This is a genomic window from Dinoroseobacter sp. S76 (assembly GCF_049801095.1).
Classification (GTDB): Bacteria; Pseudomonadota; Alphaproteobacteria; order Rhodobacterales; family Rhodobacteraceae; genus Dinoroseobacter.
Genome location: NZ_JBNAGH010000010.1, coordinates 30715 through 56160 on the forward strand (window position 1 = coordinate 30715; position 25446 = coordinate 56160).

General features: G+C 63.7%; 28 protein-coding genes. 19 read left to right on the forward strand and 9 right to left on the reverse strand.

The window, feature by feature from the left end:
- Window positions 1-10: 10 nt before the first annotated feature.
- The 3 genes from ACP153_RS19565 to ACP153_RS19575 are packed head-to-tail and all read left to right on the forward strand — an operon-like array spanning window position 11 to window position 3647.
- Window positions 11-952 (forward strand): ABC transporter permease, encoded by a 942-nt coding sequence (locus ACP153_RS19565; RefSeq protein ID WP_424972698.1) that lies wholly within the window; start codon window positions 11-13, stop codon window positions 950-952.
- Entirely contained in the window at window positions 949-1854 is a 906-nt protein-coding gene (locus ACP153_RS19570) for an ABC transporter permease (RefSeq protein WP_424972699.1), read from the forward strand. The genes ACP153_RS19565 and ACP153_RS19570 overlap by 4 nt, the downstream gene beginning before the upstream one ends.
- The gene (locus tag ACP153_RS19575) at window positions 1851-3647 is read left to right on the forward strand and encodes an ABC transporter ATP-binding protein (RefSeq protein WP_424972700.1); all 1797 of its coding nucleotides are present in this window, start codon (window positions 1851-1853) and stop codon (window positions 3645-3647) included. The genes ACP153_RS19570 and ACP153_RS19575 overlap by 4 nt, the downstream gene beginning before the upstream one ends.
- A gap of 610 nt (window positions 3648-4257) precedes the next feature.
- Here ACP153_RS19575 and ACP153_RS19580 read toward each other — a convergent pair.
- The 3 genes from ACP153_RS19580 to ACP153_RS19590 form a co-directional block, all read right to left on the reverse strand.
- Entirely contained in the window at window positions 4258-4794 is a 537-nt protein-coding gene (locus ACP153_RS19580; protein WP_424972702.1) for a GNAT family N-acetyltransferase, read from the reverse strand.
- 30 nt (window positions 4795-4824) lie between these two features.
- The gene (locus tag ACP153_RS19585; protein WP_424972703.1) at window positions 4825-5991 is read right to left on the reverse strand and encodes a MerR family transcriptional regulator; all 1167 of its coding nucleotides are present in this window, start codon (window positions 5989-5991) and stop codon (window positions 4825-4827) included.
- A gap of 108 nt (window positions 5992-6099) precedes the next feature.
- On the reverse strand, window positions 6100-6798 hold the full coding sequence (locus ACP153_RS19590; RefSeq protein ID WP_424972704.1) for an ArsR/SmtB family transcription factor: 699 nt from the start codon (window positions 6796-6798) through the stop codon (window positions 6100-6102).
- Window positions 6799-6943: 145 nt separating this feature from the next.
- Between ACP153_RS19590 and ACP153_RS19595 the strand changes: the two genes are divergently transcribed.
- A complete protein-coding gene (locus tag ACP153_RS19595) occupies window positions 6944-7558 on the forward strand; it encodes a LysE family translocator (RefSeq protein ID WP_424972705.1) in 615 nt (204 codons plus the stop codon).
- A 39-nt stretch (window positions 7559-7597) separates the two neighbouring features.
- Here the strand turns inward: ACP153_RS19595 and ACP153_RS19600 are convergent, their stop codons facing one another.
- The 4 genes from ACP153_RS19600 to ACP153_RS19615 form a co-directional block, all read right to left on the reverse strand.
- Entirely contained in the window at window positions 7598-9139 is a 1542-nt protein-coding gene (locus ACP153_RS19600; RefSeq protein ID WP_424972706.1) for a hypothetical protein, read from the reverse strand.
- A 195-nt stretch (window positions 9140-9334) separates the two neighbouring features.
- Complete coding sequence (locus tag ACP153_RS19605) at window positions 9335-10807, reverse strand: multicopper oxidase domain-containing protein (RefSeq protein WP_424972707.1); 1473 nt, start codon at window positions 10805-10807, stop codon at window positions 9335-9337.
- Window positions 10808-10945: 138 nt separating this feature from the next.
- Entirely contained in the window at window positions 10946-11566 is a 621-nt protein-coding gene (locus ACP153_RS19610; RefSeq protein ID WP_424972708.1) for a phosphatase PAP2 family protein, read from the reverse strand.
- Between the two features lie 61 nt (window positions 11567-11627).
- A complete protein-coding gene (locus tag ACP153_RS19615) occupies window positions 11628-11960 on the reverse strand; it encodes a PepSY domain-containing protein (protein ID WP_424972709.1) in 333 nt (110 codons plus the stop codon).
- 345 nt (window positions 11961-12305) lie between these two features.
- Between ACP153_RS19615 and ACP153_RS19620 the strand changes: the two genes are divergently transcribed.
- From ACP153_RS19620 to ACP153_RS19630, 3 genes are all read left to right on the forward strand, one after another.
- Window positions 12306-13040 (forward strand): glycosyltransferase, encoded by a 735-nt coding sequence (locus tag ACP153_RS19620; RefSeq protein ID WP_424972710.1) that lies wholly within the window; start codon window positions 12306-12308, stop codon window positions 13038-13040.
- Between the two features lie 9 nt (window positions 13041-13049).
- Entirely contained in the window at window positions 13050-14372 is a 1323-nt protein-coding gene (locus ACP153_RS19625; RefSeq protein WP_424972711.1) for an LssY C-terminal domain-containing protein, read from the forward strand.
- Window positions 14373-14672: 300 nt separating this feature from the next.
- Window positions 14673-15119, forward strand: coding sequence for a YHYH protein (locus ACP153_RS19630; RefSeq protein WP_424972762.1), 447 nt, complete (start codon window positions 14673-14675; stop codon window positions 15117-15119).
- Here ACP153_RS19630 and ACP153_RS19635 read toward each other — a convergent pair.
- On the reverse strand, window positions 15116-15688 hold the full coding sequence (locus tag ACP153_RS19635; protein ID WP_424972712.1) for a TetR/AcrR family transcriptional regulator: 573 nt from the start codon (window positions 15686-15688) through the stop codon (window positions 15116-15118). The genes ACP153_RS19630 and ACP153_RS19635 overlap by 4 nt on opposite strands.
- Before the next feature lie 91 nt (window positions 15689-15779).
- On the opposite strand from ACP153_RS19635, the gene ACP153_RS19640 reads away from it, so the two are divergent.
- From ACP153_RS19640 to ACP153_RS19675, 8 genes are all read left to right on the forward strand, one after another.
- Window positions 15780-16694, forward strand: coding sequence for an AraC family transcriptional regulator (locus ACP153_RS19640; RefSeq protein ID WP_424972713.1), 915 nt, complete (start codon window positions 15780-15782; stop codon window positions 16692-16694).
- 95 nt (window positions 16695-16789) lie between these two features.
- On the forward strand, window positions 16790-17080 hold the full coding sequence (locus ACP153_RS19645) for a putative quinol monooxygenase (RefSeq protein WP_424972714.1): 291 nt from the start codon (window positions 16790-16792) through the stop codon (window positions 17078-17080).
- Window positions 17080-17406 (forward strand): hypothetical protein, encoded by a 327-nt coding sequence (locus ACP153_RS19650; RefSeq protein ID WP_424972715.1) that lies wholly within the window; start codon window positions 17080-17082, stop codon window positions 17404-17406. The genes ACP153_RS19645 and ACP153_RS19650 overlap by 1 nt, the downstream gene beginning before the upstream one ends.
- Window positions 17407-17411: 5 nt before the next feature.
- Window positions 17412-17867, forward strand: a complete 456-nt coding sequence (locus ACP153_RS19655; RefSeq protein ID WP_424972716.1) for a hypothetical protein — start codon at window positions 17412-17414, stop codon at window positions 17865-17867.
- Window positions 17864-18301: a DUF3995 domain-containing protein gene (locus ACP153_RS19660; RefSeq protein ID WP_424972717.1), complete on the forward strand. Its 438-nt coding sequence runs from the start codon at window positions 17864-17866 to the stop codon at window positions 18299-18301. Before ACP153_RS19655 ends, ACP153_RS19660 begins: the two co-directional genes overlap by 4 nt.
- Before the next feature lie 9 nt (window positions 18302-18310).
- Window positions 18311-18685, forward strand: coding sequence for a hypothetical protein (locus ACP153_RS19665; RefSeq protein WP_424972718.1), 375 nt, complete (start codon window positions 18311-18313; stop codon window positions 18683-18685).
- Window positions 18682-19050, forward strand: coding sequence for a hypothetical protein (locus ACP153_RS19670; RefSeq protein ID WP_424972719.1), 369 nt, complete (start codon window positions 18682-18684; stop codon window positions 19048-19050). Before ACP153_RS19665 ends, ACP153_RS19670 begins: the two co-directional genes overlap by 4 nt.
- A gap of 133 nt (window positions 19051-19183) precedes the next feature.
- Window positions 19184-19561, forward strand: coding sequence for a hypothetical protein (locus tag ACP153_RS19675; protein ID WP_424972720.1), 378 nt, complete (start codon window positions 19184-19186; stop codon window positions 19559-19561).
- Between the two features lie 35 nt (window positions 19562-19596).
- On the opposite strand, the gene ACP153_RS19680 is transcribed toward ACP153_RS19675, so the two are convergent.
- Window positions 19597-21000 carry a helix-turn-helix domain-containing protein gene (locus ACP153_RS19680; protein ID WP_424972721.1) on the reverse strand — a complete coding sequence of 468 codons (1404 nt, stop codon included), beginning with the start codon at window positions 20998-21000 and terminating at the stop codon, window positions 19597-19599.
- Window positions 21001-21135: 135 nt separating this feature from the next.
- On the opposite strand from ACP153_RS19680, the gene ACP153_RS19685 reads away from it, so the two are divergent.
- From ACP153_RS19685 to sucD, 4 genes are read left to right on the forward strand one after another with little or no spacing between them, the layout of a single operon-like run.
- Window positions 21136-22338: a pyridoxal-phosphate-dependent aminotransferase family protein gene (locus ACP153_RS19685; protein ID WP_424972722.1), complete on the forward strand. Its 1203-nt coding sequence runs from the start codon at window positions 21136-21138 to the stop codon at window positions 22336-22338.
- Window positions 22339-22377: 39 nt separating this feature from the next.
- Window positions 22378-23331 carry an HpcH/HpaI aldolase/citrate lyase family protein gene (locus tag ACP153_RS19690; RefSeq protein WP_424972723.1) on the forward strand — a complete coding sequence of 318 codons (954 nt, stop codon included), beginning with the start codon at window positions 22378-22380 and terminating at the stop codon, window positions 23329-23331.
- Between the two features lie 22 nt (window positions 23332-23353).
- On the forward strand, window positions 23354-24532 hold the full coding sequence (locus ACP153_RS19695; protein ID WP_424972724.1) for a malate--CoA ligase subunit beta: 1179 nt from the start codon (window positions 23354-23356) through the stop codon (window positions 24530-24532).
- A 10-nt stretch (window positions 24533-24542) separates the two neighbouring features.
- Window positions 24543-25442, forward strand: a complete 900-nt coding sequence (sucD, locus tag ACP153_RS19700) for a succinate--CoA ligase subunit alpha (RefSeq protein ID WP_424972725.1) — start codon at window positions 24543-24545, stop codon at window positions 25440-25442.
- Window positions 25443-25446: the final 4 nt, after the last annotated feature.

Below are 25446 nucleotides of genomic sequence, written 5' to 3' on the forward strand. Positions count from 1 at the left end.
GGAAACAAGCGTGACCGCTTTTCTCATAAAACGACTAGGCTTCGCGCTGGTCACGATGTTCGCAGTGATGACGATCGTCTTCTTCGTGCTGCGCATTCTTCCGGGTGACCCAGCTTACGCCATTCTGGGGGATCAGGCGAACGAGCAATCCCTGGCCGCGCTGCGCGAAAGACTGGGCTTGGACCTGCCGCTCTACCAGCAGTATTTCGACTTCATGCAAGGCGCACTGGTTGGGGATTGGGGGACATCCCTCGTGTCGAACAGGCCCGTGCTGCAAGACATCTTTGACGTTATGCCAGCCACGCTGGAGCTCACCTTCGCGTCACTCCTTATCGGCGCGGTTGTCGGCATTCCGGTGGGGATCTGGTCGGCGCTGCGCCGAAACAAGATGCCCGACTATGTGGCGCGCACCATTTCCTTGATCGGGCTGTCCTTCCCGGCCTTTGTCTCGGCGATCTTGCTATTGCTGCTCTTTTCGATCCATCTGCGGTGGTTTCCCGTCATCAGCTCGGGCCAGGGTGAGAGCATTGGCGACCGCATGCGGGATCTGGCGCTGCCAGCGATCAATCTCGGCCTCATCATGGCGGCCTATATTACCCGAGTGACGCGTTCGGCCATGCTGGAGGTGCTGAACCAGGATTATGTACGTACCGCTCAGGCCAAGGGCTCGTCCCGCGCGGTGATCATCTGGCGGCACTGTTTCCGCAATTCGATGATCCCCGTTGTCACCGTGGTCGGGCTCTACCTGGGTATCCTGATTGGCAATTCGGTGCTCACCGAGATCGTGTTCAATCGCCCAGGCCTCGGCAAGCTCATCATCGGAGCCCTCAACCAGCGCGACTACCCGATGCTGCAGGGCATGATCGTCATGTACACGATGATTGTGGTCATCGTGAACCTTCTCACCGACCTCACCTACGGTCTCATTGACCCAAGGATCAAATACTCATGACCACAGGAAACGCTGCTGAAAAGTTTTCGACATGGAACTATTTCAAGGCCTCCATCGGTTCCGCATTGGCTTCGGTGGTCCGCGCCTTCAACACGAACAAAGCCTCCTGGGTGGGGCTGGTCATGTTCCTGGTGGTTGTGATCCTGGCGCTGCTGGCCCCGATTGTAGCCCCCCATGATCCGATCGAGCAGAACATCTTCGACAAGCTCCAAGGGCCTTCAGCCGAATACTGGTTGGGAACGGATACCTTTGGGCGGGACATCTTCTCGCGCATCATCTGGGGGGCGCGCATCTCGCTGGCCATTGCCGTGTTCTCAATCGCTGCGGCTATGGTGATTGGAACGATCATCGGCCTGCTGGCCGGCTATATTGGCGGGCGGTTTGACGTCATCGTCATGCAGGCAATGGATGTATTGCTGGCCTTCCCGGGTCTCATTCTGGGCCTGATCGTCGTCGCTATGCTTGGCCCGTCAATCACCAATCTGGCGGTCGCCATTGCCATCACCGCCGTCCCGCCCTTCGCGCGGATCGCCCGTGCGCCCACCATCGCGGTCAAGGATCGGGAGTTCATCGATGCGGGCCGGGCGCTTGGGTACTCGGATCGGCGGCTGATATTTGGCCATATCCTGCCGAACATCGCCCCCGAAGTGCTGGTCATGGGCTCTCTTTGGCTGGCCACGGCAATCCGCGTCGAGGCGTCGCTTGCCTTTGTGGGGCTCGGGGTCAATCCTCCGACGCCGACATGGGGCGGCATGATCCGCGAAGGATTTGAGAGCATCCTCGACAGCTATTGGCTAGCGCTGTGTCCCTCCGTTGCCATTCTGATCGTCGTGCTGGGCTTGAACTTGCTGGGCGATGGCCTGCGCGACGCGGTGGACCCCCGCCTGAAAGGTGAAGAATGACCCCTCCTGTTCTGTCTGTAGACAACCTTGTCACGTCGTTTCACGTCAACAAACGTTGGGTGCCCGTCGTCAAGGGCGTCAGTTTCGATATCAATGCGGGCGAAACTGTTGCTGTTGTGGGCGAGTCCGGTTCCGGCAAATCCGTCACTGCGCTCTCGATCATGCGGCTCTTGCAAGCTGGCATCGGCAAGTCCGAAGGCGCCATCAGGCTGGAGGGGCGGGACTTGCTGAGCTTGCCCGAGGCGCAGATGCAAAAGGTGCGTGGCGGCGAGATTGGAATGATCTTTCAGGAACCCATGACCAGCTTGAACCCGGTCCTCACCGCCGGTGCCCAGGTCGCTGAAGCGTTGCGAAATCACCGGCATATGACCTCGGGCGAGGCGGCGGCAGAGACGCAGCGGCTCTTCGATCTTGTACGGATACCGGATGCCAAGAGACGGGCAGGGGAGTTCCCGCACAGTTTCTCCGGTGGCATGCGGCAGCGGGTCATGATCGCCATGGCACTGGCCTGCCAGCCGAAGCTGCTCATCGCAGACGAGCCGACCACGGCACTTGACGTAACGATCCAAGCCCAGATCCTCGAGCTGATCCATGAGTTGCAGCAAGAGATCGGCATGGGCGTTCTGTTCATCACTCACGATATGGGGGTGGTGGCAGAGATCTCCGACCGCGTCGTGGTGATGCTGCACGGCGAAAAAGTCGAAGAGAAACCGGTTTCGGAGCTGTTTCGCAACGCCGAGCATGGCTACACCAAGATGCTCTTGTCGGCCGTCCCAAAACTCGGTGCGCTCACGGGGACATCCACTCCGCGCAGGTTCCCGAAGATGAGCATTGAAGGGCCCGGACCCGAGGTGCCTTCGGAGGAGGATCGGCGCGGCAAAACGCTTCTCGAAGTGAAGAACCTGACGACGCGCTTTGCAATTCCCGGAGGGCTGCTGGGACGTACGATCGGGAATGTGCACGCGGTCGAGAACGTCTCCTTCGATGTGCGTGCCGGAGAGACCCTGTCGCTTGTCGGCGAGTCCGGATGCGGAAAGACCACGACGGGGCGGTCCATTCTCAGACTGCGAGAGCCGAAATCTGGCAGTATCCTGTTCGAGGGCAAGGACATCGCGAAGGCCTCGCCCGCCGAGCTGCGACTTGCGCGCCAGCGCATGCAGATGATTTTCCAGGATCCTTATGGGTCGCTGAACCCGCGCCAAACGATTGGCTCGGCCATCAGCGAACCCCTCAAGGTGCACAAGATCGGGGACCAATCACGCATTCAGGAACGTGTCGCGGAGCTTCTGGAAATGGTTGGAATGAAACCCGAGCATGCTCTCCGCTTCCCGCACGAGTTCTCCGGTGGGCAGCGTCAGCGTCTGTGTATCGCGCGCTGTTTGGGGTTGAACCCGAGCCTGATCGTCGCGGATGAATCCGTCTCGGCGCTTGACGCCACAATCAAGGCGCAGGTGATCAATCTGATGCTCGAACTCCAGGAACGGCTCGGTATCAGCTATCTTTTCATCAGTCACGACATTGCCGCCGTGGAGCGTATCAGTCATCGCATCGCGGTGATGCTTTTGGGCGAAATCGTCGAGATCGGGCCGAGGGATCAGGTCCTCAACAACCCGCAACACCCCTATACCAAGAAACTGATTTCGGCCGTCCCCCTGCCGGATCCGGAGCGAAAGCGGGAACGTCGTGGCCTGATCGCAGAGGACCTCAAAAGCCCCATCCGTGATCCGGGCTGGGTCGCCCCGAAACGGGCAATGCGCCCCGTGGGCGATGACCACTTCATCATTGAGCACTGAGCCCGAGCCCCCGCTCGACGGTTTCCTCCCGGCCATAGGTCGCGCCTCTCCTCTGCGCGGCTTATGGCGCAAGAGCCGGCAGCCGGTCTTCGGACGGGTTGTCGGCTTTTTGTTTATTGCACGTGGGCGTTGATGTGGATCTCAGTATGGGGTGGCTGATAGGGGCTGGGGCTATCTGGTAAGAACATGACGCAGGTTGGCATATTGCCGAGGTAGATCCGAAACGAGCTTGCCGCACTGGGTGCTGTGTCGCCCTTTCCACCCGATGCGAACGTGCCCGACCCACGGAACCGGCCCCATGGCGTCAAAGTACCAAATATGAAGCGCGTCCTCGCGGCCTACCTCGAAGAGGTCTGCGCGTTCTGGGAAATCAAGTGGGAGGAGAGGGCGTGGGGTCTTGCGGCCACAGCCCGACAGGCTTCTGACCGCTAGCTGAACGACGCAGCTATGCTCCGTAAAGATCGAAACCGGACGGTCTGTCTTCCACCGCCTCGGAACTGGTTTGCGTGCAAGGAGCGGGCCGCAGCCCAATCGCTCCGGACCTGTGTGTAGGACTTGGGTAGGCGTATCCTGGCGCCTGCTGAGAACACCTGCGGACACGTGAAAGCGATCACCAGAGCCTTGGGTCGTTGAACCCGGAAACGCAGATCGCGGGCCCGTTGAGCGGTGCCAAGGCCGCAGTGCTAAGGGATTGCCCAAGCCAGCCTTCGGGAAATTGCAGTCGATGCGGTGCGGGTACGGTGGCCTCGGTCACCTGGGTGAAACCGACGCGTCCGTAGAAGGCCGGGTCACCATAGGTCACGGCAATCTCGACACCATCCTCGCGTAGCAATCCCAGGCCGTGTGTGATCAGGGCCTGCCCGATGCCCTCCCCCTGTCGATCTGGTGCTACGGCGACGGGCGCAAGCAAGAAGGCTGGGCGAGGGTCCTCGAAGATCAGTCGGGTGAAGAGGATCGCACCGACCAACGCGCCGCCATCCCATGCGGTGACGACGCGCAGGTCGCTCGGAGGCGTATCCGTCATCAAGCGGCGCGCAAGCGCCCCGATCAGTGCCCCTTCTTCACGCCCTTCCGATGCAGTGAAGGTCGTCTCGAAGAGGCTTGCGATGGCGTCGATATGCGGAGCGTATGTGTCGATGTAGTTCATGTTTCAATCCTCCTGGAGCGCTCCACGGTTTCAGTTCCGTTGGAGCACAAACATCTCGTAGCTGACCTGCGCACGCCCGGCTTGGAAGATGGCGATCTCGCGGCGCAGGTCCTCGAGAACGCGCGTGCCTGCCAGCCGTGGCTCCATGGCGTCGAGCCGAGCAGCGAGTGGGCGGTAGTAGGCCTCCATGCCCTCTGGCCCGATATCGAAATGGCCAAGGACACCGAAGCCTGCGTGCCTTGCCTGGGCCACGCGGATCTCAGCCGTTGTCATCTTGGGATACTCTGCGGTCCAGAAGTCGCGGATGTCCTCAGCAGGATTGTCTGTCCGCCAGACCAGATCAGAGACAACCAGAACACCCCCGGGACGTAGCAGCAGTCTCCAGTCCGCAAGCGCCTGTTCCACGCCGATGATATAGGCACTGCCCTCGGACCAGATCACGTCCCATAGACGATCCGGAATAGGGAGCGCGGCCATGTCGACAGGCGCCACCTCAACCCGATCGCTGTATCCACGCGCCGCAACTCGCGACCGCAACTTGTTCAGTGCCACCTCGGACGTGTCGATCGCCGTGATACGGGCGCGCGTCGCCGCGGCGAGAGCCATTGTCGCCATACCAGGGCCGCAGCCAATCTCAAGAATGATGTCTGGGTCGAAGGGCACCAGGGCCAGGGCTTTCTGCGTTGCGGCCTCTGTTCCCGGGCCCCAGCGATCCAGCTCGGCGTAGACCTCCATGAAGTCAGCCATATAGGTGTCATGGGCGTTCATGTCCTTGGACACCAACGCAACCAGCCCGGCCTCGGATCTGGAAAACCCTTGGGACATGAGCCAGGCGCGATGCAGATCAGGCGCGACGCGCTCGACCTCCTGATGCCAGGTCTTGAGACTTGATTGTCCCAACAACGCCGCGAGCAAGTCGCGCGACGCTTTCTTCTCGGCAATCTCCCTGTCCAGTAGGGCGAGGCGCCGGGTGAGCAGATCCGGGTCGAGCTTGCCATCAAGGCAGGTCCGGCATTCCCGCAGACTGAGCCCTCCTGCCTGCAGTTTTTGCATCAATTGCAGGCGCTGCCGGTCAGCGTCGGAGTAGACACGATACCCGTTGGTCTGACGCGTGCCCTGCAGCAGCCCAAGTTTTTCGTAGTAGAGGAGCGTCGCGCGCGACAGGCCGACGCGCTCTGCCAGTTCTGAAATCCGCACTCTTGGGCACCCTATCCGCTCGGATCGACTCTTGGTTCGTCCTTCGTCCTAAGGTGTGAAGCCCTAGACAGGTCAAGCTTCAAAGCGGAAAAACCGCTTGGCTTCGCTCTAGGAAATGACCGGGTTGGTCACGGGAAACAGGCGGTTGAAGTCGCGCGCACCGCTTGGCGAGAAGGAGACGACGCGCGAGGCTGGGTCGCGCTTGGCCCAGCTGAGCTCCTCGAAGCGCGAGAGAAATGCGCGGCCGAGGCTGCCTGCAAGGTGGGAGCGGCGCGCGCTCCAGTCGAGGCATTCGCGGCAGAGGGGCGCGCGCGCTTTGCGCAGCTGCGTGAGGTCGATCCCGAATTCCGTGACAAGCTCCGCGCCCGAGGCGGTGAGGATCAACTCTTCACCCTCCAGCACCAGATGGCCCTGCGCCATGAGGCTGTCGAACATCTGTGTGCCCATATCGCCCGCCAGGTGGTTGTAGCAGACCCGCGCCTGCCGCAGCTCCGCGTCTTTGGGGCCGGGGCGTTTGCGCAGATGGCCGGCCCCCGCCGCCAAACCCATCAAGGCCTCAAGCACATGGGCGACCTCGTCGCTGGCCAGTGAGAAATACTTGTGCCGCCCCTGTTTGCGCGGTCGCAACAGCCCGCCATCGTCGAGTTTCGCCAGATGTGAGCTCGCCGTCTGGATCGTCACGCCAGCCTCTTCGGCCAGCTCGCTCACGGTCAGGGCTTTGCCGCTCATCAGCGCGGTCAGCATGTTTGCGCGGGCCGGATCGCCGATCAGGGCGGCGATATGGGCGATGTCGGGACCTTCTTTCATGCTTCGACCCTAATCGAAGCATCGGCGCGTCTCAATCCGCTACACCATCCCTACTGAGGCACGAGCCAAGAACCCGCATGTGTGGACCAACTCTTTGCTCTTGGCGCCCCGGCGCTGAACTTGACACCTGAAAGGCATATCCAAAATGACGCTGATCCTGACCGCCTGGATTGCATTGGCCACCGCAGCCATCTCACCGGGTCCGAACCTTGTCGCCGTGGCCTCCCGAGGCTTGGGATCCGGGCGGCGCTCCGCTTTCCTTGTCGCGGCGGGGCTCGCATGCGGGGCGTTTCTGTGGTCATCCTTGACCGCCGTTGGTTTCGGCGCGCTCTTCCAAGCCTATCCCGGATTGCTGCGACTGCTGGGCGTTCTCGGCGGCGGCTACCTGCTGTGGCTCGGGATCAAGGGATGGCGCGCGGCCTTGACCGGAGAAGGCGGACAGATCGCGCCTGTCTCCGGGCGCGGGGCCGCGCGCGATTTCCTCCATGGTCTGGCGGTCACGGCCACCAATCCCAAGGTTGCACTGCTCTGGGCCTCGCTCTCGACCTTTGTCGGGCCAGCGCTCAAGTATCCTGGGCTCTTGCTGGTCTTCATCTGCGGGTCGGCCGCCATCGTCTTTGTCATTTACGGCACTTACGGATGGCTCTTCTCGACGGGACGGATGCGGCGCGTCTATCGCCGGTTCCAAAGCGCCAGCGAGGCCCTGTTCGGCACGCTCTTTGGGGGGCTTGGCGCGGTCATGGTGCATCGCGCATTGTGACAGACCGGGCCGGGCGGGCAGTGCCCGGCCCCTTCCGCCTCAGCCGACGCCGCCATCCACGACCTGATCCGGATGGGTCTCCGCCCAGTCGGTGAGACAATCCGAGATCTCCTCAGCGCCGGCGAGCTCGATGGCGCGACGGGGCAGGGGCACGCCCGCTTGAAGCGCGAGCCGCAAGCAGCTGACATAGTCGCGCGCGGCGCGCTGGGGACAGTTTTCCGCCCCGTGCAGGATCGTGCCGAGCAGAGTGCCGCCATAGCCGTTCACATGTGTCAGGTCCGGCTTGAGCGACAGGAGGTATTCCATCACCTCCGGCAAACCTTCCCAGCCCGCGATCTGCACCGGGGTCAACCCTTCGGTATCCGGCAGGTCGTGGGCAACGCCAAGCGCCACAAGCCGCTGGATATGGGGCAGTTTCCCGGGCAGGTGGAGGATCATCCGGATGATGTTGCGATAGGCCTCCGGGATCGTGGCAGGATCGAGCGAACCGGTCGCGGCAACCCCGTCTGCGGCTTCGGCCAACCGGGTCTCAACCTCGCTCAAGCGTGTATCTGCGCCGTGCTTGGCCAGAGTCCGGGCCAGCGCGTCGTTGCCGAATACCCGGGCATAGGCATAGGGGGTCGTGCCCTCAAACCGGCGGTTCGGGTCGGCGCCATGCGCGAGCAGCAGAGCGACCATCTCGGGCTTGGCCATGCGGCGCGCGGCCTGATGCAGGGCAGGCACGACCCAGGGCGCTTCGCCCCCCACATGACGCCCGTCGAACTCATCCACCTGTGCGCCATGGGCCAAAAGGAGCTGCACCGCACCGACATCGTGGAAATCCATCGCGCGCAGCAAGGCGTTCGTACCCTTGGGCTCGGCCCCGTGGGCCAGCAACATCTCGAGCCCCTCATGGTGGCCCAGCTCCGTCGCGTGATAAAGGCTCTCGCCATCGTTCGGGTTCGCCCCTTGCTCCAGCAGCCAGCGCCCGAGGGCCATGTTGTTCCCGTGTCCGATCGCGAAATAGAGCGGTGACAGCGTATAGTCATTGCCGTCATAGTTCGGCGCGCCGCGATCGAGATCGGCCCCATGATCCAGCAGCGCCTGCGCGATGGCGAGCATATCGGCCCGCCGCTCCGGCGCGTTATGGATCCATTTCGACCGGGCGAGCACGGTCAGGGGCGGCGCCTTGTGGCCGATCAGATCCGTCGCCATCTGCGGGGTGCTTCGTAGAAACGCCTCGATCTCTGCCCTGCGGTAGAGGGACAGGCAGAGGCTGAAATCACCCTCCGCGAGATCCGGCGTATCCGCCAGAAGCTGCTCGGCCACGCGGAACTGGCCGTTATAGAGCGCGAGCTTCAGCCGTTGGCGCTTGGCGGCCTTGTCCATGCCCAGCATATCCGCCGCGAGCTTGAGCGCAGGCCAGGAGGGAAAGCTGTTCTCCCGCGCGATCACATGCAGGTAGTCCGCATGTTTCAGGGGAGTGCCCTCGGGGCGGGGCGGATAGTTGGCGATCCGCTGGCGTGCCCGCAGTTCCCCAGCGTGATGGGCTTTGCGCAGCGCCCGCGCATCCCTGCGCAATTGGTCCAGAGATTTGGTCATCGGTGTTCTCACTTCTGGCTCGGCGGTCCGCTAAGAGCGAGCATGAGACATACCGGAAATGGCTGTCCTGTCGTGGTGAGGGGTGCCGATGACGGCTTTCCGCGGACCTGGAGGCTTTCCCAAAAGCCCCCTCAGCCTAGGGGGGCTTGCGCGCTTGCACAAGGGATCCGACAGGAGCGGCGCGCGGACCGCGCCTCAGGTCACGGTGAACTGCCCCATCATCCCGCAATCCTCATGCTCCAGAATATGGCAGTGATACATATAGGGCGCGTCCTTGGGCGCCGCGTAGTCGAAGCGGACCAGCACCTCGGACCAACTGTCCTCCACATGCACCATATCCTTCCAGCCGGCGGCATAGGCGGGCGGGGCGGCCCCGTTCTGGGTCAGAATGCGGAAGGAGCAGCCATGGATGTGAAACGGGTGCAGCATGTCATCGACGCTGATCCGCCAGATTTCGGTCTCGCCCATGCGGACCTCCTCATCGATCCGCTCCATGTTCATGGGCAGCCCGTTGATCGCCATGGCGCCGCCGCCGCAGACATTGTCCCAGGCCGCCGCGAGCGCTGCGAGATCGGCGCCTGTATCCATTTGCAACTCGAAATCCCGGCTGCGTATGGCCGCGGAAGCCTCTGCCGGACCCAAGGTGGCCAGCCGGTCGGGCATGGCAGCAGACAGGCCTGTCTCGGCGTTGTGGGTCAGGGTCAGGGCGGTCAGGGGGCTCTCAGCTCCAAAGAGGCCACCGAGGAGGCCAAGCATGCCTTCACCGTCGCCCTCTCCAAAGCTGACGCGCAGGCTGTTGCTCGCGCTCAGCCCCATATCCACCAGCACCTCATAGCGCTCGCCGGGGGACATCAGGAGGGTTTCCGTCTCCACCGTGGAGGGGAGAAAGCCGCCCTCCGACGCGATCACATAGAGCGGCCCCGTGGACATGGAGAGGGTCAGGAACCGCGCGTTGCAGGCATTCAGGATCCGCAAGCGCACGAGCCCGCGCGGCACCGTCTGACCCACCGGCGCCACCGCACCGTTGATGACCAGGGTCTCGCCCTGGAGCCCATCCTCAAAGACCTCGCTGGTCAGCGTGTAGTCCAGCCGACCCGCCCCATCGAACACCTTGTCCTGCAGGATCAGCGTGAAATCATCCACGCCATAGGTCATGGGCAGATCCGCCGCGAGGCTGGCATCATCCTCGACCAGCAGCAAACCGGCCAGCCCCTTGTAGGTCTGCCGGGCAGTCCGGCCATGGGTGTGGGAGTGGAACCAGTTCATCGAGGCCTGCTGCACGATGGGGACATCCGGGGACCAGATGCCGCCGGGGGCAATCTCCTGATGGGGGCGGCCATCCACATCTCCGGGGATGTGCAGCCCGTGCCAATGCAGGGTCGTCACCTCGTCGAGCACATTGCGCACGTCAAAGGGCAGGGTTTGTCCCTGCTTCACCCGCAAAACCGGCCCGAGATAGGAGGCGTTGATCCCGAACGTGTCGCTCAGCACGCCGGTGCCGAAGTCGTGCCGCCCCGGCGCGAGGGCCAGAGGGATGCGCGTGTTGATCCCGCCGGTGAGGTCCGTGAGGGGTGGCAGCGGCAGGGGGCGCAGGCCGGCCTGCGAATGCGCAAGTCTGGCCATGGCGCTGGCGGCGGTACTCGTGATCAGAAACTGGCGGCGGTTCATCGGGGCGTCCTTTCTTGCGGTCATCTCTTTGCGGGCCCGGGGCGGGCCCATACCGGGCGCAGTCCACGCGTGGCGGGGAATGCATCCTGTCTTGCCCCCGAGATATCCGCGCCGCCTCGCAACGGCCTGACCGCAAGTTTACATTTTTGTAAGGACGGCAAATCGGAGGGAGAGCGCCCAAAGCGTCTCGCGCAGCCGGGGCGTTGGCCGCGCAAAGAGGGCCGCGACGATCATCCCGGTCATGGCCCCGGCAATGGTGGCCGACACCGTATGGGCGTCGAGCATCACCCGCGCATACATGGTCAGCCCCAGAACCGGCAGGACGATCAGCCCGAACCAGAAGCTGTAGCGCCGCATCACGAAATACGCCCCGGCGCTTGCCAGTGTCGAATGGCCCGAAGGCATGTTGTGCTTGCTGTTGGGGGAGGAGGGTCGCTCCCCCAGCCGCGTGCCCCAGACCTCCACATCGTTCAGCAGCCGCTTCGGCCCATGCGACGCGAGGATCCCCACAACGGTGATCCCTGCGAGCTGTTTCAGACCGACTGCGTCCCGGGTTGCCAGCACCAGAACGAAGGGCAGGGCCGTGTTCACATGGCGGCCCACGGTCTCCACCCCCATGACAAACGGGTTGTGCTGACCATTTTTGGACTCGCGGTAGCGCTGGTCGAGATCGGTGGGATAGACACTGGCGCAAAGCAGGATGCACAGCGACAGCGCCCAGCCGAGCGCGTGACCGAGACGCCCTGACAGGAAAGCCATAGCAATCTCCCAAGCCGGAGGGGGCGCCCGGACAGGCGCGCGGATCGAAGAGGGCGGCGGGTCAGTCCGCCGTATCGCCCGCGCCCGGATCGTCGGCGGGGTTCTCATCAATCATCGAGGCGACGATCTCACCGGTTTGCGCGTTGAGCTGAAACTCCGCTTCGGTGCCATCCGCTTGGGCGACCTCGATATCGATCACCACGATCCCGTCCAGCCGATCCAAGGCCACTTCAACGATCGTGCCATCCGCCTCGGCCAGGGCGATGGCAATCGCGGCGTCAAAGGTCAGGGGCGAGGCGAGCGGAGGCTCCGCCGTGCTCTGTGCCATTGCGGCGACACCAAGGCTCGAGATCAGAGCAGCAGCTGCTGCGGTGGGAAGCCAGGGATGGGTCATTGTCTTGTCCTTTTCGGTTCGGGAGGCTCAGCTCCGTGGATGAGGACAGTCTGGGCAGTCAGGCTTACACAGGCCTGCACGGGGGCTTACAAGATTGTAAAGCTTGAGATTTTTCAGATCTGTTGCGCGCGGGTCCGCCGGCGGGTTCAGGAAAAGCACATGCGGACAAGACCTTCGCGGGGCAGTAGCGCGAGGGTGAGGCGTCAAGCACGGGCGCAGATCAGGGGGCTCTGGCCCCGCGAAACCCGGCCCAGGGCGTAGCTTACAGATTTGTAATTCTCGCGAGAGCTTCACGGCAGGCTTGGCCCCTACCTCTCCGGTTGACCCGAAGACCGGAGGAGCGACATGGACCCGTGCAGGCTTTCCATCATCATCATCACGCTGAATGAAGAGACCCGGTTGCCTCGGTTGCTGGATGACCTCGCAGGCCAGAGCTGGACCGAGTTCGAGATCATCCTTGTGGACAGTCAGAGCGAGGATGCCACGGTGGAGGTTGCGCGTGCCCGCGCCTCGGAGTTTGAGCGCTACAAGATCATCGAGATGGATGCGCGCGGGGTCAGTCTGGGGCGCAATACCGGGGCGGAGGCGGCCAGCGGAGAGCGGCTCCTGTTTCTCGATGCGGATACGCGCCTGCCCCCCTACTTCGTGGGGGAGGCGCTGCATGAGCTCGACCGCAAGATGGCCGATGTCGGGATCGTCCTGATGTCGGCGCAGGGGCTGCCGCTGCACTACAAGTTTGGCTTTGCCCTCTTCAATCTCGGGATCCGCGTCACTCGCCCGTTCTTTCCCACGGCCATCGGGGCCTGTCTGTTTTCCACGCCGCAGGTCCATTGCGCCATCGGCGGCTTTGATGAGGCGATCGGGCTCTGCGAGGATTGCGACTACGTCCTGCGCGCGGCGCGTGTGGCCAAGGCGGACCTCACCATCATCGAGCCGAAATTCTGGTTCGATCCTCGGCGGCTCTCGCAGGATGGGTTTCTGGCGACCGGGTTCACCTATCTCAAGGCGAACCTGCGCCGGTTCTTTTTGGGCGAGATGCGCAATCAGGAAATTCCCTACCGCTTCGGCCACTACAAGTAGAGGCCCGTTTTGGACGCGCTGCTCTCATCGCTGGACAGTGTTGCCGGGCTCGTGGTGCTCGCGCTGCTTGCCTTTGGCGACACGCTGATCGGGGTCGGGTTCTTCGTTTTTGGTGAGCTGGCCTTTCTGGCCGCAGGCGCGGCCTTTGCCGCCAATGGCGCGCTGATCCCGGGGATTGTCGTGTTGGTCGCCGCCTGGGCCGGGGATGTGACGAGCTATCTGATCGGCGAACGGTATGGGGCCCGGATCTCTCTGCCTTTTCTCAAGCGCCTGAAACGCCGAAAGGCCTGGCGCCGCGCGAGGAGCGAGCTGGCGCGGCGCGGGGCCGTTTTCGTGGTGATCTCACGGTTTCTGGGGCCCGTGGCCTGGGTGACGCCCTTTCTCGCCGGAACGCTGGGAATGCGACGGAGACAGTTCCTGCTGGCGGCGGCCCTGGGGGTGATCCTCGGGGCGGGGCAGTTCCTCGTCTATGGCGCTATTGGCGCCCGTGTCATGGATGCGCTCTTGCCCTTCGTGCTCGACCATCACGCGGTCTTTCTGCTGCTGATCTGCATGATCCTGTCGAGCCTCTATGTCTGGCGGCGCAGCGAGCGCGGCGTGGTGCTCAGGGGGCTGCAAGTACTCGCGATCGCCGCCGCGATCTTTCTCGCCTCGAACCTCACCTATTTCTTCGTTTTCAACAGCCATGCGGCCCAGGGTGCGCCCCGCATGACCTATGACAGTGTTTGCGACGCGGCAGCGGGGCCCTTCACCGTCGATCCGGGGAGCACGGACCTCCACCTGCCGCAGCCGGTCAATGTCATACTGCTTTCCGATGGGACGGGCGCTGATTTGATGGCGGCGCTGGGATGGCACCGCAACGTGACCTTCACCCATGACGAGATTGGATTCGTGACCTATCTAGGCCTCGTTCTGCAAAGCACGCCGCCCGTCTCCGAGCTCTATTTACGCGGGGTGCCCGCCGATAGCGCGCATCAGATGTCAGGCACGCTCAAGGTGCGCGAACATATCCGTTGGTGGCAGATGGGAGCGGGGGTGCATCTGGGCGCGATCAGCAAGACCGAGGAGATTGCGATCAAATATTACAGCCATCTGCCGGTGCTGCTCCATGACATTGACCCCAAGGTGGATCTGTCCCGCGCCCTGCTGGCCGATCAAGTTGCGGACTTGCCCGGGTACCGGGTGTTGGGCCTTGCCGCCCTGACCTTGCCGGTCAGTGACGGGATCGTTGCGGATTACGAGACAGACGGCGATATCCTCGTGCTCGCGAAGGAAGGGTATGTGCTCCCTCCCGACCTCGCCGATTGTCTGGGGCTTCGACCGAGCCTTTGAGCCAAGGCGACCTGCGGCTCTGCGAAGGAAAACCGCCCGGTCCACGTTCCACATTCAGGACGGGGAAACGGAGAGGTTTCATGAAGAAGCTATGCCTGCTGGCGCTGATGATCACCGCTGCCTCGGCGCAAGGATTGCGGCTTCGCAACCATGATCAGACCCGTGGCGGCCCGCTGGTGCCAGGGCCCGCGGTGGCCGAGCCCGGAACCTCCGAGGTCTCCGTGGACGAGAGTGGCGCGACCCGACTGCTCAGCAGCAATGGCATTCCCGGCCATCTGATCTGGCAGGTCCTACAGCGCGCTGGGCGGGGCACTGGATCTGGGGCTGGATGCCAGCCACGCCCATGTGCAGCCCGACGGGACCTATCGCTATCACGGCGGGCCCACCGGTCTGATGGATCTCTCGGGTTGGCGCTCGGCGGCTCATTCGCCTCTGGTCGGCTCTGCGGCTGACGGGTTTCAGATCTCCGCGTTCACTGACGTTGTGGCGGGGGAGGATCCGCCGATGACCACTTCTTATCGCCTGATCGAGGGGGATCGACTGGATGGCGCCCATGACGGGGCCTTCGATCAGACCTACGTCTATGTGGCAGGGTCTGACATGCTGGGTACCTGCACTGGGGCGATGACGGTCGCGGTGGAGTATCCGAAGGGGGTCTATGCCTATTTTCCTGTCGGAGGACGACCCAATCATCCCGCGCTGCTTTCTTGGACCCCGGATGACAGCTTTCGCGTTGCGGGGCGCTAAGGTGCCAACTCGGCGCGCAGCAGCGTCTGGAACAGGGCGGCGAGGGTCGGGGCGACCTCGTCATACTGGTCGCGGAACAGCGTCTGCGTGCCGATATAGGCCGCATACTCCAGCCGGGCGAGGTCGCGTGCCGCATCTGCCTCCAGATCAAAGCGCTGGGCGTAGATCCGGCTGACATAGTCGATCCGCAGGGCGTCGACCTCCGCGACGGCTGCGGCCGCCATGGGGTTCTGAGTGGCGAAACTGCGCACCCCCATCTCGACCGAGACATCCAGTTGCGTGGCCAGGTCCATGAGCCGGTTCGCCTTATCCGCCGGGTCCGGGATCGCATCGAGCGCGGTCATGATCGCGCGTGTGCTCGTATCCCGCCAGTGATTCATCAGGGCCCGGAAGAAGTCCGACTGATCGTCGAAATGGTGGTAGAAGGAGCCAATCGTCTTGCCCGCCGCCTGGACCAGCGCAGTCAGTTTCAGCGCCTCAGGCCCGTCCGTCGCGAGGCGGGACAGGCCAAAGGCCAGCCAATCCGTTTTGTCGAACCGCGGCGCTCTGGCCTGGGGCGCGGGGGGCATGGCGTCTCCTGTGCTGCGTCACCATAGCATATTCTATGTTATGGTGTTTGGTCCATAGTCCAGAAGCCCCATCTGCAACCCCACGCCCGCCATGCCCCAGCCCAAACGCCCCAAATCGACGCTCGCGGTGCACGTGCGCGACAACACGCTTCTGATCCCCGAGGATCTTTTCGGGTTCGCCGATGCGCGGCCGATCATGTCCCATGGCATGGCGGGGATTTTTCACAAGCTCATCCGCACCGACATGACGGGGGTGGAATTCTTCACCAATGCGCCCTGCCTTGCCTATGTGCGCCGGGGGCGCGAGACGTTTTGCGACGCGGAGGGCCGTGAGATCGTGGTGGGGCCCGGCGACATGCTGTTCCTGCCGCGCCAACAGCATATGGTGTCGGATTTTCATAACGCGGATGGACCGCTCGAAGCCTGGTTGTTCTTCTTCGATCCCACGGTGATCGCGGAGTTTTTGCGCGCGGCCTCTCCCGCGCCCGTGGCAGGGCAGGGGGAAGCGGCGCTCTTTGCCGGTTCCGCCCGGCTCGAGGCTTTTGTCTCCGCCCTGCCAGAGGTCTATGGCGGCATGGCCGCGCCCGCTGCGCTGGTCCGGGCGAAACTGCTGGAACTTCTGATGCTGCTGCATCTCCATGACACGGCGCATCAGCTCTATGGATTTCTCATGCACCAGACGCAGCAGGCCGGGCGGCGCAACATCCGGCAGGTGATGCGGGCCCATGCGTTGGAGGATCTGAGCGTGGCGGATTACGCCAAGCTCTCCGGTCGGTCGCTCTCGGCCTTTCAGCGGGACTTCAAGCGCGCCTATGGCGTGCCGCCCAGCGTCTGGTTGCGCCAGGCCCGGCTCGAGCATGCCCATGGGCTGGTTACGGGCTCCCAGGCGCCGATCTCCGAGATCGCCCACACGGCGGGGTTTGCGGACACCTCCCATTTCATCAGGCTCTTCAAGGCCCGTTTCAATATCACACCCAAACAGCTCCGTCAGGATCTGAGCCAGTGACGCCGCGACGCGAAATCCCGATTTTTGAGGTGGGCGTTCTATGGCGTGTGGCGGCCCGGAGGCATGTTCCGGTCATCCCATGACAGGAGGACAAGATGACCATCTGGGTGACCCTTGAAATGACCGTGAAGCCGGGCGCGTTCGACGCACTCTCCGCGTTTCTGCGGGCCAATCTGCCGAATGTGCGCGGCTTTGATGGCGCGCTGAGCGTGACGCTCTATCACGATCCTGAAACGCGGGCCTTTCTCATTCATGAGGAATGGCTGAGCCGCGATCACCACGCCGCCTATCTCCGGTTCATTGAGGAGCGGGGTGTGATGGCCGCGCTCCTGAACTTCATGGAGGGGCCGCCGGAGGTCACCTATTATGACCGGATAGTGATGTGATGGCGGGTGCAGAGAGGCTCGATCGCCGCGCGGTTCTGCTCGGCATTGCCGCTGCCAGCATTGCGCATCCGGGGTGGGCGAGGATCGCTTCGGCGGTCCCTCCTGCGGTTCTGTCGCGCCGCACATCCCTTTGGCCCGGCGCCGATTTGTCCGGCCTGCTTGGCGCGCTCCGCTCCCATGCCGGTTGCCTCCGCGTGGCGGTGCTGCGTGCGCCGGACGGGCGCGTCACCCTGTGGCAGGACTGGGCAGATCCCAAGGCCGCGACCGCGTTCTGGTCGGACGCATCAGCGGAACGGCATCAAATTCTCACCCGTCTGGAGATCTGAGCGCGATGACCCGCAGCCTGCACCTGACCCATGACTACCCTTACTCGGCCAGCGCGGTCTGGCATGTGGCGACGGATCTCGATCATCTGCGCGCGGTGACGGAGGGCCTTCTGGCCTTCCGCCACCTGCCATCCGGAGCAATCCACGAAGAGCAGATTCTGGAGGTCGAGGTCTCGCTCTTCGGGCGGCTTCCCTTTCAGCCCTATCGCATGGTGGTGGAGGCGCTGGATCCTGTGGACATGAGTTTCCAATCCGATGAGCAGGGCGCGGGCGTCCGGGTCTGGCGGCACCATTTGCAGGTGGTGCCAACCTCGGAAGGCAGCCGGATCGACGAGCGGATCGAGATAGACGCGGGCCTTGCCACACCGCTCTTCATGCTCTGGGCACGGGTAATGTATCGCGCGCGTCACAAGCCGCGCTTGCGCATCCTCGCCGCCATGGCGGCGGAGGGCGCGGTATGAGTGATATTTTTGCGGTGATCCTGGCCGGGGTGCTGCTGCCCGTGGGTCTCTTGCACCTGATCTGGGCCAGTGGCGCGAGTTGGCCGTTCCGGTCCGAGGCTCATCTGGCGCAGAGCGTGATCGGAACGCCCTTCGAGATGCCTCGCCTGCAAAAGGCCGGGCTGACACTGGCGGCGGCGAGCGCGATCCTTCTCGCGGGGCTATTGCCGCTGGCCTTTGCCGATCTGATCGAGACCGGCCTGCCGGAGCGCGCACTGCGCTGGGCGCTGATGGTCGAGGCTGCTGTTTTCTTGCTCCGCGGGAGCTACGGCTACCTGCCCGCCATGGCTCGGGCCGCCCCGCTTGAGCCGTTCCGAACGCTCAACCGGCGCTACTACAACCCGCTGATCCTGGCCCTCGGGGGGCTGTGCGTCGCCCTCTTGGCCGTTGCCTAGGAGATCCCCATGCTGATCTTTGCCGCGCTCTGTCTCTGCCTTGTCTCGTTCATGCATTCGGGGTTGGGTGGGCGGAGGCTGATCGATCCGATCTGTTGCTTGCCCGACCTGCCGATCATCCTCGGAAGCCGACGCAACACCATCCTGACGCTGAAATTTGGCTGGCATTTCCTGTCGCTGGTCTGGCTGGTATTGGCGGCGCTCCTCTTGTGGCTTGAGTGGGATGCGGCAGGGTTCAACGCGGCGTTCCTCCTTATCCTTGCTGGGCATTTTGCGCTTTGCGGTGCTGTCGCGCTGATCGCGAGCCGGGGGCGGCACCTCTCCTGGGGCCTGTTCCTCCCCTTGGCCGGAGCACTCGGCAGTGCCGGGTGGGGGATGCTGTGAAACTGCTTACCTATCGCGTGGCAGCGCAGCTTTCGGGTGCGGTCTGCGCAGCCCTTTGCGTAACCCTTCTCTGCGCGCCCGAGGTGGTCTTCTGGCTCTTTGATCTGGCGGAGGGCGATACGGCCCGCGTTCTCGCCAAGCGCGCGGGAGTTCTGTTCCTTGGCCTCGCACTGATCCTGTTCCTCACACGGACCCATGCTCCGAACCCCTCCCGCCGGGTTGTTCAGACGGCCTGCGCTGTGATGCTCGGGGCCATGGCGCTGCTGGGGGCGCTGGACTGGGCTCGCGGTGCGGTCGGCGCGGGCATCTGGTGTGCCATTTTCGTCGAAATTCTCCTCGCAGGAGTGCTTGTGATCGCCGACTGAGCCCTTAAAACCCTCACGCGACGGATCCCGGTAAAGCGCCTGAACGCGCACCGGTTCCGGCGTGTTCTCAACCAGTTGCGCAGCCGCAAGACGGGCCGCGCGAATTCCAAAACTTGTAAAGGTTCTTGCCCCCATGTTTCGCCATTTGTCCCTTTTGCGGCTCGCGACCGTTCTGTTCCTGTCCCTTGCCCTGACCGCCTGCGAGGTCGCTTCGAGCGGGGCCATTTCCTATCAGGGGCAGCCCATCAAGACCGAGATCCGGCAGATCGATAACGGGCTCGTGGTCGTCGGCTATGATGTCTATCTCAACAATGAGTTGATCGGGCGGACCCAGCCCCTGCCGGATCAGGAGAACCCGGTTTTTGCGGCGAATGCCCGGGTGGAGCTGGCCCCGCTGAGCTCGCGCTTTGGCACTGTACGTGTGGAGCGGGCCTTCAGCTATGGCTCCACCAGCTTCGATGTCTATATCGACGACGCCTATGCGGGCACGGTGCAGATGCCTGCGATTTAGCGCCAAAGGGCGCGGCCCGTAGGGGCTGCGCCGGCTCAGGTTGCGTAGCGCGTCGGGCCACGGCGGCGGATATCCACGGGCTCGTTCAGGATCATCGCGTTATGGGCGCGCTGATCGCAATTGGCGCGGGGGCAGATCCGGCAGTTGATCCCCACCTCGGTGATTTTCGGGGTGCTTTGTTGGAACTCGTCCGCGTAGCCGATCGCCTCCAGATGCTCGATCCCGCAGCCCATGGCGATCGACAGGCGCTTGTCCTGGGTATGGCGGGTGAAGCGTGGGCGGTTCACCGTGCGGGCAAAGACGAAGAACCGGCGGCCATCGGGCATCTCGACGAATTGCGGGACAATCGCGCCCGGGGTTCGGAAGCACGTGTGCACATCGAGCCGCGGGCAGGCGCCGCCATATTCCGCCAGGTGAAACCCGGTGGAGTTGAAGCGTTTGGTGACATTGCCCGCCTTGTCGACGCGGAGAAAGAAGAACGGCACGCCCTTGGCGGTTTCGCGCTGCAGCGTGGTGGCCCGGTGGCAGGCTTGCTCGAAGCTCACCCCGAAGCGGAGGGAGAGATGGGCGAAGTCGTACTTGCTGCGCAGGGCCTCGGCGAGGAAGCTGTCATAGGGCATGAGCACGGCGGCGGCGAAGTAATTCGCCAGCTCCACCCGGCAGCGGTTGAGCCCCGCCGGATCGCTCAGGTTCACCCGCTCAAGGATCGTGTCGATCAGATCGCTATGCTCGATCAGCGCGGTCATATGGACAAGCTGAAAGGTGCGGTTCGGGTGGTCGAGCCCTTCTGACAGGCGCAGCTCCTTGCGCACCTCGTCATACTCGCGCAGCGCATCGGGCATCTCGGCCACGGGCACGAGCTCGGTCTTCACATCCAGTCTGTCGCGCAGTCTGGCCTTGAGTGCTGTGTAGACGTCATCGCTGCGCACGGTCTTGCCATCCCAGAAGGCCGCCGCGGCGCGCTCCAACTCCGGAAAATGGTTCTTGTTGTTGCGAAAGAAGTCATGAACCACCGCTTCGGGGGAGGCGCGCAACAGATCGAGATCGGATTCGCTTGCATTGGCCAGATTGAGCAGCTGATCCGTGTTGGCCTGATAGGAGCGATGCAATTGCAGGAAGCTCTGCGCCACATCCGGGCAATGGGCCAGAAGCGCGCGGAGCTGCGGGAGGTCCGGGCGATGGGCCTCAAAGAGCGGGTCCTGAAACACCGTGCGCAGATCGCCGAGCGTGGCGGTATCCGCCTCATCCGCGATGTCGCGCCAATCCACGCCGTAAGCTTCGAACAGCCGCAGCAGCACCTGCACCGAGACGCTACGCTCGTTCTTTTCCAGCATATTCACGTAGGAATTGCTGATGCCCAGCAGCTTGGCCATCTCTGCCTGAGTCTGCCCGGCCTCGTTTCTCAGGCGGCGCAGACGGGGTCCAATAAAGGTCTTCATATCCTCCGTTAACATGAAGTTCACAGATTCACAAATTCTGATCTTGTGAATTTTCGCATTCACAGCAGGACCCGGTTGCCTTTGCAGCATCGGAAATGGTCGCGCTACCACCCTCTGCACAACGGAGGACTCACCATGCGAACTGGCCAAACCCACCTCTTCATTCCCGGCCCCACCAATGTGCCCGAGCCTGTGCGGCGAGCGATGAATGTCCCGATGCAGGACATGCGGGCGTCGGATTTCGGCGACCTGACCCTGAGCCTTTTTGAGGACATGAAGCCGATCCTTGGCACCGAGACGGGCAAGGTGATGTTCTTCCCGGGCTCCGGCACCGGCGCGTGGGAGGCCGCGATCACCAACACGCTGAACCCCGGTGACAAGGTTCTGATGGCGCGGATCGGGCAGTTCTCGACGCTCTGGGTCGAGATGGCCCAGCGGCTTGGCCTCGATGTCGAAGTTGTCGATGTGCCCTGGGGCGCCGGAACGCCGGTCAAGGAATTCTCCCGCCTCTTGGGTCAGGACCGCAAGGATGAGATCAAGGCGGTTTTCGTCACCCATAACGAGACCGCGACCGGTGTGGCCTCGGATGTGGCCGCCGTGCGCCGCGCGCTGGACGAGAATTTCCACGACGCGCTGCTCTTTGTGGATGGTGTCTCCTCCGTGGGCTCGCTCGCCTTCGAGATGGACCGATGGGAGGTCGATCTCGTGGTCACCGGCAGCCAAAAGGGCCTGATGCTCCCTGCGGGGCTCGGCATTCTGGGGGTGAGCGAGAAGGCTCTGGAGGCCTCCAAGACCGCCACCATGCGGCGCGCCTATTTCGAGTTCACGGATATGCTGAACCTGAACGCGACCGGCTATTTCCCCTACACTCCGCCGACGCAGCTTTTCCATGGGCTCCGGCAGTCGCTGGATCTGATCAACGCGGAAGGCCTCGATCAGGTCATCGCCCGCCATCACCGTCTGGCCGAAGGTGTGCGTCGCGGGATTGCGGCCTGGGGTCTGTCCCTCGTGGCCGAGCATCACACGCTCTATTCCGACACGGTTTCGGCGATCCGCGTGCCAGCGGATGTGGATGCGCGCGACGTGCTGCGCATCGCCTATGAGGAGTTCAATGCCTCCTTCGGCAGTGGTCTTGGACCGCTGGCGGGCAAGGTCTTCCGGATCGGCCATCTGGGCGATCTGAACGAGGGCATGTGCCTGACCGCGCTCTCCATTGCCGAGATGGCGCTCTACCGCGCGGGTGCCGACATCCAGCTGGGCCAAGGTGTTTGCGCCGCCCAAGCCTGGTTTGCGACCCAGGGCGAAATGCGCCCGGCCCTGCGCGTGGCGGCCGAGTAATCGGTCCCTTTCCCTTCATTCCGACCCCGAGGATTTCCCATGTCACATACCTTGCACCCTTTGCGTCACCAGCGCCTGCAGCGCTCCGAATTGGCGGTGCCCGCCTCCAACCCGACCATGATCGACAAGGCCGCCGAGAGTGCCGCGGATTTCGTGTTCCTCGATCTTGAGGACGCCGTCGCCCCGCCCGAGAAAATCCAGGCCCGCAAGAACGCGATCCAGGCCTTGAATGACATCGACTGGGCGGCCAAGGGCAAGACGGTCTCGGTCCGGATCAATGGGCTCGACACCCAGTACATGTATCGCGACGTGGTCGACATCATGGAGCAGGCGGGCGACCGCGTGCATACCCTGCTCGTGCCCAAGGTCGGCGTGCCGGCGGATCTCTACATGGTCGACGCCATGGTCAATCAGGCCGAGCAGGCCGGTGGGCTGCGGACCCGGGTCGGGATCGAGGCGCTGATCGAAACCGCGCTGGGCATGGCCAATGTGGAGGCGATCGCCCAATTCGGCGGTCGGCTCGAGGCACTGCATTTCGGCGTTGCGGACTACGCGGCCAGCATGCGGGCACGCACGGTGAACATCGGCGGGCTCAACCCGAACTATCCGGGCGATCAATGGCATGCCTCGATCTCGCGCATGGTCATTGCCTGCCGGGCCTACGGCTTGCGCGCGATTGACGGGCCCTTTGGCGATTTCAGCGATCCCGATGGTTACATCGCCGGGGCGCAACGGGCCGCCGCGCTCGGTTGCGAGGGCAAATGGGCCATCCATCCGAGCCAGATCGACATGGCCAATGACGTCTTCAGCCCGCCCGAGGCGGAGGTCGCCAAGGCGGAGCGGATCATCACCGAGCTGCGTACGGCGGAGGCCGAAGGCAAGGGCGCTGCGAGCCTCGACGGCAAGATGATCGACGCGGCCAGCGAGAAGATGGCGCGCAACCTGATCGACACGGCCAATGCCATCGCGGCCAAGGCCGTGGCGGCCGAATAAACCGCAACCGGGAGGAGAGATCATGGATATTCATGAGTACCAAGCCAAGGAGATCCTCGCGGATCTCGGCGTGCCCGTCCCGCGTGGCGGCATCGCCTTCACCCCGGAACAGGCGGCGTTTCGCTGCCGCGAGCTGGGCGGCGGGCGCTGCGTGGTCAAAGCGCAGGTCCATTCCGGTGGGCGCGGCGAAGCCGGGGGCGTCAAGCTCTGCGACAGCGAGGAGGAGGTGCGTCGCTTTGCGGGCGAGCTGCTCGGCACGAACCTTGTGACCAAGCAGACCGACGCGAATGGCAAGCGCATCGACCGGATCTGGGTCGAGGAAGCGTCACAGATCGACCGGGAGCTTTATCTGGGCTTCGTGCTCGACCGGAAATCCGAGCGCATCATGATCGTCGCCTCCGCCCATGGCGGGATGGAGATCGAGGATCTCGCCGACGAGGATCCGGACAGCCTGATCCGCATGGTGCTGGACCCGGCGGTGGGCCTGGCGGAATTCCAGGCCCGTGAGCTGGCCTTCAAGCTGGGCCTTGCGGGCTCGCAGATCGGCGAGATGATCACCGTGCTCAAGGCCTGCTACCGGGCGTACCGCGACCTCGACGCGATGATGGTGGAGATCAATCCGCTGGTCGTGTGCAAGGACGCCTCGCTGGTCGCGCTCGACGCCAAGATGTCCTTTGACACCAACGCCCTCTTCCGGCGTGGGCAGGTCGCGAGCCTGCGTGATCCGGGCCAAGAGGATCCGCGCGAAAGCTTCGCCGCCGATCATGGGCTCGCCTATGTGGGCCTCGACGGGGATATCGGCTGCATCATCAATGGGGCCGGGCTCGCCATGGCCTCCATGGATATGATCCAGCTGGCGGGCGGGGAGCCTGCGAACTTCCTCGATATCGGCGGGGGCGCCAGCCCCGAGCGGGTCTGTCAGGCCTTTCGCACGGTGCTCTCGGATCCGAATGTCAGCGTGATCCTCGTGAACATCTTCGCCGGGATCAACCGCTGCGACTGGATCGCGAACGGGGTCATCCAGGCCTACAAGGATGTGGGGATCACGGTCCCGGTCGTGGTGCGCCTTTCGGGCACGAATGTGGAGGCCGGGCAGAAGCTGATCCGCGAGAGCGGATTGCCCATCATCAGTGCCGACACCCTTGCCGAGGCTGCCGATGCGGCGGTCTCGGCCCGCCCGCAGCCCATCGCCGCAGAATAAGGAGGCCCCCATGGCTATCGTGATTGATGAGACCACCCGCGTGGTGGTGCAGGGCCTGTCCGGTCGGATCGGCCAGTTCCACGCCCAGGAGATGATCGAATACGGCACCAAGGTCGTCGCCGGGGTTACCCCGGGCAAGGGCGGCACCACCGTTCTGAACCGACCTGTCTTCAACACTGTCCGCGAGGCGGTGGAGGCGACGGGGGCCGAGGCGAGCCTGCTTTTTGTGCCACCGCCCGCTGCTGCTGATGCGATGATGGAGGCCGCCGAGGCGGGCATCCGCACTGCGGTCTGCGTGACGGACGGGATCCCGGCCCAGGACATGATGCGGGTCAAACGCTTCCTCCGCCGCTTCCCGCGCGAGCGCAAGATGCGCCTGATTGGGCCGAATTGCGCGGGCATCATCAGCCCGGGCAAGGGCTTCATGGGCATCATGCCGCCCCATATCTACACGCCCGGACGTGTTGGCATTGTCGGCCGCTCGGGCACGCTGGGCTATGAGGCGGCCTCGCAGATGCAGGCCATGGGGATCGGGATCTCCTCCTCCATCGGGATTGGCGGCGATCCGATCAACGGCTCGTCGTTCCGCGATATCCTTGAGCTCTTCGAGGCGGATCCGGAGACGGATGCGGTGATCATGATTGGCGAGATCGGTGGCCCGCAAGAGGCCGAGGCCGCTGCCTATGTGCGCGATCACATGACCAAGCCAGTGGCCGCCTATATCGCGGGTCTCGCCGCGCCCAAGGGGCGGCAGATGGGCCATGCAGGCGCGATCATCTCGGCCTTTGGTGAGAGCGCGCAGGAGAAGGTCGCACTGCTCAGTTCCTGCGGAATCGAGGTTGCGCCGAACCCCTCGGCCATGGGCGCGACCGTGGCGCGGATCCTTTCGCCTGACCGCAGCGCGGCGTGACGGC

Bases quoted from the DNA above. Each gene is read 5' to 3' on its own strand.
- sucD (WP_424972725.1), top strand. From the start codon at position 24,543: ATGGCTATCGTGATTGATGAGACCACCCGCGTGGTGGTGCAGGGCCTG.
- ACP153_RS19680 (WP_424972721.1), bottom strand. From the start codon at position 21,000: ATGAAGACCTTTATTGGACCCCGTCTGCGCCGCCTGAGAAACGAGGCC.
- ACP153_RS19615 (WP_424972709.1), bottom strand. From the start codon at position 11,960: ATGACCCATCCCTGGCTTCCCACCGCAGCAGCTGCTGCTCTGATCTCG.
- ACP153_RS19675 (WP_424972720.1), top strand. From the start codon at position 19,184: ATGTTTCGCCATTTGTCCCTTTTGCGGCTCGCGACCGTTCTGTTCCTG.
- ACP153_RS19685 (WP_424972722.1), top strand. From the start codon at position 21,136: ATGCGAACTGGCCAAACCCACCTCTTCATTCCCGGCCCCACCAATGTG.
- ACP153_RS19695 (WP_424972724.1), top strand. From the start codon at position 23,354: ATGGATATTCATGAGTACCAAGCCAAGGAGATCCTCGCGGATCTCGGC.
- ACP153_RS19595 (WP_424972705.1), top strand. From the start codon at position 6,944: ATGACGCTGATCCTGACCGCCTGGATTGCATTGGCCACCGCAGCCATC.
- ACP153_RS19605 (WP_424972707.1), bottom strand. From the start codon at position 10,807: ATGAACCGCCGCCAGTTTCTGATCACGAGTACCGCCGCCAGCGCCATG.
- ACP153_RS19640 (WP_424972713.1), top strand. From the start codon at position 15,780: ATGCCCCAGCCCAAACGCCCCAAATCGACGCTCGCGGTGCACGTGCGC.
- ACP153_RS19665 (WP_424972718.1), top strand. From the start codon at position 18,311: ATGCTGATCTTTGCCGCGCTCTGTCTCTGCCTTGTCTCGTTCATGCAT.
- ACP153_RS19690 (WP_424972723.1), top strand. From the start codon at position 22,378: ATGTCACATACCTTGCACCCTTTGCGTCACCAGCGCCTGCAGCGCTCC.
- ACP153_RS19590 (WP_424972704.1), bottom strand. From the start codon at position 6,798: ATGAAAGAAGGTCCCGACATCGCCCATATCGCCGCCCTGATCGGCGAT.
- ACP153_RS19650 (WP_424972715.1), top strand. From the start codon at position 17,080: ATGGCGGGTGCAGAGAGGCTCGATCGCCGCGCGGTTCTGCTCGGCATT.
- ACP153_RS19580 (WP_424972702.1), bottom strand. From the start codon at position 4,794: ATGAACTACATCGACACATACGCTCCGCATATCGACGCCATCGCAAGC.
- ACP153_RS19610 (WP_424972708.1), bottom strand. From the start codon at position 11,566: ATGGCTTTCCTGTCAGGGCGTCTCGGTCACGCGCTCGGCTGGGCGCTG.
- ACP153_RS19655 (WP_424972716.1), top strand. From the start codon at position 17,412: ATGACCCGCAGCCTGCACCTGACCCATGACTACCCTTACTCGGCCAGC.
- ACP153_RS19620 (WP_424972710.1), top strand. From the start codon at position 12,306: ATGGACCCGTGCAGGCTTTCCATCATCATCATCACGCTGAATGAAGAG.
- ACP153_RS19570 (WP_424972699.1), top strand. From the start codon at position 949: ATGACCACAGGAAACGCTGCTGAAAAGTTTTCGACATGGAACTATTTC.
- ACP153_RS19575 (WP_424972700.1), top strand. From the start codon at position 1,851: ATGACCCCTCCTGTTCTGTCTGTAGACAACCTTGTCACGTCGTTTCAC.
- ACP153_RS19645 (WP_424972714.1), top strand. From the start codon at position 16,790: ATGACCATCTGGGTGACCCTTGAAATGACCGTGAAGCCGGGCGCGTTC.
- ACP153_RS19600 (WP_424972706.1), bottom strand. From the start codon at position 9,139: ATGACCAAATCTCTGGACCAATTGCGCAGGGATGCGCGGGCGCTGCGC.
- ACP153_RS19660 (WP_424972717.1), top strand. From the start codon at position 17,864: ATGAGTGATATTTTTGCGGTGATCCTGGCCGGGGTGCTGCTGCCCGTG.
- ACP153_RS19635 (WP_424972712.1), bottom strand. From the start codon at position 15,688: ATGCCCCCCGCGCCCCAGGCCAGAGCGCCGCGGTTCGACAAAACGGAT.